The 6,907-nt window shown below is 72.0% G+C and carries 7 protein-coding genes; 3 read left to right on the top strand and 4 right to left on the bottom strand.

Translation table 11 applies throughout. The features are described 5' to 3' along the window. Positions 1-337: 337 nt before the first annotated feature. The 3 genes from ettA (at position 338) to ABZW03_RS34215 (ending at position 3,295) form a co-directional block, all read left to right on the top strand. Positions 338-2,002, top strand: coding sequence for an energy-dependent translational throttle protein EttA (gene ettA, locus ABZW03_RS34205; RefSeq protein WP_355267250.1), 1,665 nt, complete (start codon positions 338-340; stop codon positions 2,000-2,002). Positions 2,003-2,129: 127 nt separating this feature from the next. Beyond that, a complete protein-coding gene (locus ABZW03_RS34210; RefSeq protein ID WP_355267253.1) occupies positions 2,130-2,573 on the top strand; it encodes a thioesterase family protein in 444 nt (147 codons plus the stop codon). A 29-nt stretch (positions 2,574-2,602) separates the two neighbouring features. Continuing rightward, the gene (locus ABZW03_RS34215; protein WP_355267256.1) at positions 2,603-3,295 is read left to right on the top strand and encodes a hypothetical protein; all 693 of its coding nucleotides are present in this window, start codon (positions 2,603-2,605) and stop codon (positions 3,293-3,295) included. A 104-nt stretch (positions 3,296-3,399) separates the two neighbouring features. On the opposite strand, the gene ABZW03_RS34220 is transcribed toward ABZW03_RS34215, so the two are convergent. The 4 genes from ABZW03_RS34220 to ABZW03_RS34235 all read right to left on the bottom strand — a co-directional run. Next, a complete protein-coding gene (locus tag ABZW03_RS34220; RefSeq protein ID WP_355267259.1) occupies positions 3,400-3,804 on the bottom strand; it encodes a globin in 405 nt (134 codons plus the stop codon). Between the two features lie 91 nt (positions 3,805-3,895). Next, entirely contained in the window at positions 3,896-5,032 is a 1,137-nt protein-coding gene (locus ABZW03_RS34225; RefSeq protein WP_355267261.1) for an ABC transporter permease, read from the bottom strand. Beyond that, on the bottom strand, positions 5,029-5,946 hold the full coding sequence (locus tag ABZW03_RS34230; protein WP_355267264.1) for an ABC transporter ATP-binding protein: 918 nt from the start codon (positions 5,944-5,946) through the stop codon (positions 5,029-5,031). Before ABZW03_RS34230 ends, ABZW03_RS34225 begins: the two co-directional genes overlap by 4 nt. Before the next feature lie 228 nt (positions 5,947-6,174). Then, a partial coding sequence (locus ABZW03_RS34235) for an FHA domain-containing protein (RefSeq protein ID WP_355267267.1) occupies positions 6,175-6,907 on the bottom strand: 733 nt, incomplete at its 5' end.

Consider the following 6,907-nt stretch of genomic DNA (forward strand, 5'->3'; position numbering starts at 1 on the left):
CCCGCCGGCGCCCGGGCGGGGGGCGCCCCCCCCCGGGGGCGGGGGGGGGGCCCGGGGTCGCGGGCCGGCGGGCCCCGCCGCGGCGGGGGGCCGCGGGCGGTCGGGGGCGGGGCGGACGGGGTGCCCGCGGGAGTCGGGCGGAGGCGGAGCCGGGCTGCCGCGTCCGGGGCGGGAAGGGGCGGAGGGGCGCCCGCAGCGGGCGCCGGAGGAGCCCGCGCGGAGCAGCCGTTCCGGATACCCCCGTGGGGTCATCCGGGCGATTCGGGGCTCCGGGCCGGGTGCGGCACAATGGAAGGCTGCAAGCCGAATACTCCCGACGACGCCGGAGCGATCTCACGTGGCGGAATACATCTACACGATGCGCAAGGTGCGCAAGGCTCACGGAGACAAGGTCATCCTTGACGACGTGACGCTCAGCTTCCTCCCCGGAGCGAAGATCGGCGTCGTGGGCCCCAACGGTGCCGGTAAGTCCACCGTGCTGAAGATGATGGCCGGCCTGGAGCACCCCTCCAACGGCGACGCCTTCCTCTCGCCCGGCTTCACCGTCGGCATGCTGCTCCAGGAGCCGCCGCTCGACGAGACCAAGACGGTCCTGGAGAACGTCCAGGACGGCGTCAAGGAGATCAAGGGGAAGCTCGACCGCTTCAACGAGATCGCCGAGCTGATGGCGACCGACTACTCGGACGCCCTGCTGGACGAGATGGGCAAGCTCCAGGAGGAGCTGGACCACGCCGAGGCCTGGGACCTGGACGCCCAGCTGGAGCAGGCCATGGACGCCCTGGGCTGCCCGCCCGGCGACTGGGCGGTCACCAAGCTCTCCGGTGGCGAGAAGCGCCGCGTCGCGCTCTGCAAGCTGCTGCTGGAGGCCCCCGACCTGCTGCTGCTCGACGAGCCCACCAACCACCTGGACGCCGAGTCGGTGAACTGGCTGGAGCAGCACCTGGCCAAGTACAAGGGCACCGTCGTGGCCGTCACCCACGACCGGTACTTCCTCGACCACGTGGCCGAGTGGATCCTCGAGCTCGACCGTGGCCGTGCCTACCCGTACGAGGGCAACTACTCCACCTACCTGGAGACCAAGCAGTCCCGTCTCAAGGTCGAGGGCCAGAAGGACGCCAAGCGCGCCAAGCGGCTCAAGGAAGAGCTGGAGTGGGTCCGCTCCAACGCCAAGGGCCGCCAGGCCAAGTCCAAGGCCCGCCTCGCCCGTTACGAGGAGATGGCGGCCGAGGCGGACAAGATGCGGAAGCTGGACTTCGAGGAGATCCAGATCCCGCCGGGCCCGCGCCTGGGCAACGTCGTCATCGAGGTCGAGAACCTCAACAAGGCCTTCGGCGAGAAGGTCCTGATCGACGACCTGAGCTTCACCCTGCCGCGCAACGGCATCGTCGGCATCATCGGCCCGAACGGCGCCGGCAAGACCACGCTGTTCAAGATGCTGCAGGACCTGGAGACCCCGGACTCCGGCAAGGTCAAGGTCGGCGACACCGTCAAGATCAGCTACGTCGACCAGAGCCGCGCCAACATCGACCCGAAGAAGACCCTCTGGGAGGTCGTCTCCGACGGTCTGGACTGGATCAACGTCGGCCAGGTCGAGATGCCGTCCCGCGCCTACGTGTCGGCCTTCGGCTTCAAGGGCCCGGACCAGCAGAAGCCGGCCGGCGTGCTCTCCGGCGGTGAGCGCAACCGCCTGAACCTGGCGCTCACCCTCAAGCAGGGCGGCAACCTGCTGCTCCTCGACGAGCCCACCAACGACCTCGACGTCGAGACGCTCTCCTCGCTGGAGAACGCCCTGCTGGAGTTCCCCGGCTGCGCCGTGGTCATCTCCCACGACCGCTGGTTCCTGGACCGAGTGGCCACCCACATCCTCGCCTACGAGGGCGACAGCAAGTGGTTCTGGTTCGAGGGCAACTTCGAGTCGTACGAGAAGAACAAGATCGAGCGGCTCGGCGCCGACGCCGCCCGTCCGCACCGGGCCACCTACAAGAAGCTGACCCGAGGCTGACATCCAGCCGTCACAACGGCCCGGCAGACTGCCCTCCGGGGCGGCCTGCCGGGCCGCGGCCCGTCACCACCCTCCGCCCCACCGGCGGCGGACGGCGGCGGGCGACCGGACACCGAGGAGAACACCCGTGGCTCGCCACATCTACGCCTGCCCGCTGCGCTGGTCCGACATGGACGCCTTCGGGCACGTCAACAACGTGGTCTTCCTGCGCTACCTGGAGGAGGCCCGGATCGACTTCATGTTCACCCAGGCCGCCGCGGCCGGCGCCGGGGAGTTCGCGGGCGGCTCGGTGGTGGCGCGCCACGAGATCGACTACAAGCGCCCGCTGGTGCACCGGCCCGAGCCGGTCACCATCGAGACCTGGGTGACGAGGATCGGCGGCGCCTCGCTGACCGTCTCGTACGAGATCAAGGACGTCGCCGAGGACGGCAGCGACATCGTGTACGTCCGGGCGTCCACCGTGGTCGTCCCCTACGACCTGGCCGAGGGCCGGCCGCGCCGGATCTCGCCGGTGGAGCGGGAGTTCCTCGGCCGCTTCCTGGACGAAGAGCCGGTCGCCGCCGCCGTCTGACCCCACCTGACGACAGGAACCGAACCGCCGTGACCGTCACCGCCCGTCTCGCCCTCACCGACACCGGGGAGGCCGCCGACCTCTCCGCCTTCCTGCTGCGCCTGCTGCGCTTCGACCGGGCGGCGGCCGTCCGGCTCCAGGCGGTGGGCCCGGGCGAGGGGGACGGCGTGCTGGCGGTCTTCGGCCGGCTGCCGCTGGGCGGTTCGGGCGCGCTGGCGATCCGCACGGTGCGGCTGGGCGGCCTGGACGAGCCGGTGGACCTGACCGTCTCGGCGGGTCAGCTGCTGGACGGCGTGGACACCGAGGCGGGCACCGTCGCGCTGCCCGCGCCGGTGACCGGCCCGGCCTGGGCCGGGCTGCTGCCGCCGCGCACCGGCTGGCGGCCGGTCGGGGCGCCGCCGGTGGCCGAGGTGTACCCCGAACTCATGGCCGGGGTGCGGGAGTTCCGCGAGCGCAGCGAGGCCGTCCCGGCGCACCACCGCACCCGCGCGGTGCTGGACCGGCTGGCGGACGAGATCTGGTCCCGCCCGGTCAGCGCGCTGCCCGAGCTGCCGCTGCGCGCGCTGCACGCCGCGTACGTGATCGGGTTCCTGAAGCCCGGCGCCCCGCTGACCGTGCACCGGGCGGGCGGCTGGCTGCGGTTGAGCACCCCGACGGGCTCGGTGGCCGTGCGCACCACGGCCGCGCCCGGCGCGGGGCTGGGGCTCAGCCCGGTCCGCTGACCCCGGCGGCCGGGCGCTTGTTGAGCCTGGGCGCCTGAAGACCGGGCGCCCGACGGCCGGGTACCGACAGGCTCAGCGCCGGCGGTCCGGCGCCGACGGCCGGCTCAGCCCGGGGTGTTGATCATCGAGGCGGCGGCGTAGGCCAGGTACTCCAGCAGCTGCTGCTCGTGCTCGGCCGGCAGCTCCAGGCTCGCCACGGCCGCCCGCATGTGGGTCAGCCAGGCGTCGTGCGCGGCCTTGTCGACCTTGAACGGCGCGTGCCGCATCCGCAGCCGCGGGTGGCCGCGCCGCTCGCTGTAGGTGCGCGGGCCGCCCCAGTACTGCATCAGGAAGAGGGCCATCCGCTCCTCGGCCGGCCCGAGGTCCTCCTCGGGGTACATCGGCCGCAGCAACTCGTCCTCGGCGATGCCTTCGTAGAACCGGTGGGCCAGCCGCCGGAAGGTCGGCTCACCGCCGACCTGGTCGTAGAAGGTCTCCTCGCTCAACGTGCCTCGCCGGATCTCGCTCACCCGACCATGGTCGCAGACGCCGACGGGGTCGTACACCGGGACCAAAGGCGTACGACCCCGTCGGGATCGGAAGGGCGTCAGCCGGGGAGGGTCAGTCCTCCCAGCGGAACAGCTTCCAGGAGATGCCGGTCAGCACGGCCGCGAAGAGCAGCAGGCCGCCCATGGTCGGCAGGGCGTCCATGACGCCGCCGCCGCGGGTGAGCACCGACTGGGCCGAGTCGACCAGGTAGTGCAGCGGCATGACCTGGGAGACGCCCTTCAGCCAGCCCGGGGCGCCGTCCATCGGGAAGAACGAGCCGGACAGGAACGACATCGGCAGCACGATGATCTGCGAGATGCCGTTGGCCGCCTCCTCGGTCTTGGCGACCGAGCCGGCCAGCAGGCCGATCGACATGAAGGCGAGCGTCGCGCAGGCCACCAGCGGGATGACCAGCCACCAGTTGCCGGTGAGCTTGAGCCCGAAGAAGCTGGTCGCGACCACCAGGAAGACGGCGGTCTGCAGGAACGCGGTCAGCAGCGAGACCAGGATCCGGGAGCTGATCACCGTCCCGGCGCTGATCGGGGCCAGCCGCAGCCGGCGCAGCACCTTGGTCTTGCGCCAGTTGACCAGCGTCAGCGCGGCCCCGAACACCGCGCCGGTGGCGACGGCCCAGCCGAGCAGGCCGGGGGTGAGGAACTGGATCGGCTTGAGCGACTTGTCCTCGACCTGTTGGGAGTCCAGCACGTAGGCCGGCTTCTGGCCGCTGGCCTCCTGGTTGGCGCTCTGCACCACCGAGTTGAGGATGCCCCGGACCGAGCCCGCGCGGACCTGGTCGGCGGCGGAGTAGCGCAGCTCCACCGTGCCGTCCGGGCCCTGCTTGACCAGCGCGTCGTAGTCGCCCTTGCGGACCTTCTCCAGGGTGGCGGCCTCGTCGTCGGTCCTGGTGATGGCGAGGACCTTCTCCAGCCCGGCCCGGTCCTCGCCCTGAGCGGAGTCGAACAGCTTCACCGCGCCGACCTGCGCCACCTTGGCGTGCGAGCTCCCGGAGCCCTTGGTCACGGCGCCGAAGAACACCAGGAACACCAGCGGGAACAGCAGGATGAAGAAGGTCGCGGTGCGGTCGCGCTTCATCCCGAGCAGCATGGCGCGGGACAGGCTCCAGAACGCGCTGACCCGCTCCCGCTCGCCGGCGGCCGGGCCGCCGCGCCGGGCGGGGGCCTTCGGCTCGGTGGGAAGGGTGGCGGTCATGCGCGGAACTCCCGTCCGGTCAGCTGGAGGAAGACGTCCTCCAGGGTGGCGCCGCGCACTTCCAGGCCGCGCAGCGCGTTCTGCTCGGCCAGGACGCTGAGCACCGGGGCCGGGAGGCGGGTGGAGACGGAGAGCGAGACGGTGTCGTCCTCCAGCGTGGTGACGTCCGCGCCGGCGGCGGTCAGCAGCTCCCGGGCCCGGTCGAGCGGGAGTTGGCCGGAGGCCACGCTGATCCGGACGGTGTCGTCGATCTCGCGGATCAGCGCCGCCGGGGCGCCGGTGTGGAGGATCTTGCCGTGGTCCATGATCGAGACCCGGTCGCAGAGCACCTCGGCCTCGTCCAGGTAGTGGGTGGTCAGCACGACCGTGCGGCCCTCGGCGTTGATGTCCCGCAGGAGGTCCCACAGGTTGCGCCGGGACTGCGGGTCCAGGCCGGTGGTGGGCTCGTCCAGGAAGACGAGCTCCGGGTCGTGGGCCAGGGCGCAGGCGATCGACAGGCGCTGGGCCTGGCCGCCGGACATCTGGTCGGTGTGGGTCTCGGCCTTGTCCGAGAGGCCGACCCGCTCCAGCATCGCGTCGGCCCGCTTGGGGCCGACCCCGTAGAACGACGCGAAGGTGCGGATGGTCTCCCGGGCCGTCAGTTTCCGGAAGAAAGCGGTCGCCTGGAACTGCACGCCGATGCGCGGCAGCAGTTTCGGATTGCGCGGCCAGGGCGCCATGCCCAGCAGCTCGATCCGGCCCTCGTCCGGTTTCCGGACGCCTTCCAGGATCTCCATCGTGGTGGTCTTCCCGGCACCGTTGGGGCCCAGGATCCCGTAGAACTCGCCGGCCTCGACGGTGAACGACACCCCGTCGACAGCCTGCACATCCCCGTACCGCTGGCGGATGCCGTCAGCGGATATAGCAGCAGTCATGTGCCCTGAGCGTAGGGCTTGTGAAGGCGGTTGTGCACGTCGGAGTCGGCGAATTTGCGCATATTTTGAGGATGGCGAAAACGGAATCGGGCCGGGCGGATGTCGAATTCCGCCCGGCCCGGCCGGAGTTGCCCGCTGATCGCACGTCAGAAAAGTCTCCGACGGACTTTCGGCGGATGGCCGTTCAGTGAACGTCGGGTCAGTGAACGGTGGGTCAGGGAGCGCGGGTCAGCCGCGGTGCACGGTGATGGTGGTCCAGGCGCCGATGTGGATCCGGTCGCCGTCGTTCAGCGGCACCGCGGTGTGCGGGGTGATCGGCTCCGCGCCGCCGTTCATGGTGGTGCCGTTGGTCGAGTCCTGGTCGACCAGCACCCAGCTGCCGTCGGCCTGTTCGGCGAGCAGCGCGTGCTGGTGCGAGGCGCCCGGGTCCTCCGGCGGGACGGACAGGTCGATCTCCGGCACCGTGCCGCGGTGCTGGCTGCGCCGCCCGATCCGCAGCTGGCCGCGGCCGGTCAGCGGGATCCGGCGCTCGGGGCAGTACGGCGGGAAGAACAGGCCGGCCGCCTCGGGGCCGCTGCGGGCCATCATCTCGGTGAAGTAGTCCCGGTCGGCGGAGACCACGGCGATCCAGGTGGTCCGCACCGGCTCGGCCGGGACGGGATCCGAGGGCTGCGGCGGGGCCAGGTTGAAGGAGGTGCCGAAGTCGCCGCCCCGGCTGTTCGGGCCGGGACCGGCCGGCTGGGCGTACACCGGGCCGGAGTCCTCGCGGACCGCGGCGTCCGGGAACCCGCCCTCCGGCAGGGACCCGTCCGGCCCGCCGAGGGGCGCGGCGGGCGGGTAGCCGTAGGTGTGCTGCTGGTGCGCCGGGGCCTGCGGCTGCGGCGGGACGGGCGGGGCGACGGCCTGCGGGGCCGCCGGCTGGTGGCCGTGCGGGGGGTGGCGGTCGGGGGGGTGGCCGGCC

This window comes from Kitasatospora sp. NPDC004799 (assembly GCF_040609095.1).
Taxonomy (GTDB): domain Bacteria; phylum Actinomycetota; class Actinomycetes; order Streptomycetales; family Streptomycetaceae; genus Kitasatospora.

Coding starts and splice junctions, on each gene's coding strand:
- ABZW03_RS34225 (WP_355267261.1), bottom strand. CDS start 5,032: ATGACCGCCACCCTTCCCACCGAGCCGAAGGCCCCCGCCCGGCGCGGC.
- ABZW03_RS34230 (WP_355267264.1), bottom strand. CDS start 5,946: ATGACTGCTGCTATATCCGCTGACGGCATCCGCCAGCGGTACGGGGAT.